Source organism: Cupriavidus phytohabitans, from assembly GCF_017815025.1.
In the GTDB taxonomy this organism is placed as follows: domain Bacteria; phylum Pseudomonadota; class Gammaproteobacteria; order Burkholderiales; family Burkholderiaceae; genus Cupriavidus.
Genome location: NZ_JAGIQB010000295.1, coordinates 1 through 280, shown reverse-complemented (window position 1 = coordinate 280; position 280 = coordinate 1). Strand labels below are relative to the sequence as shown.

General features: G+C 58.9%; 1 pseudogene. It reads left to right on the top strand.

Annotated features, from left to right (window positions below):
• Window positions 1-207 (top strand): annotated as a pseudogene (locus J8I34_RS34540) (transposase); the annotation flags it as partial.
• Between the last annotated feature and the right edge of the window lie 73 nt (window positions 208-280).

The following is a 280-nucleotide window of genomic DNA, read 5'->3' as shown; positions in this document are numbered from 1 at the left end:
ATGAGCGTGCGCGAGATCCAGGCGTTTCTGGCCGAGAACTACGGAACCGAAGTCTCCCCGGACTTCATCAGCTCGGTAACCGACGAAGTCATGGCCGAGACCATCGCCTGGCAGAACCGCCCGCTCGAAGCAATGTACCCGGTCGTGTTCTTCGACGCCTTGCGGGTCAAGATCCGCGATGGCGGTATTGTCAGCAACAAGGCCGTAAGCGACCGAGAAACGGCGTCCTAGTCTTATAGGGTGAGTCTTGGCAGGCTTGCGTCCGCAAACTCTTTGCGGA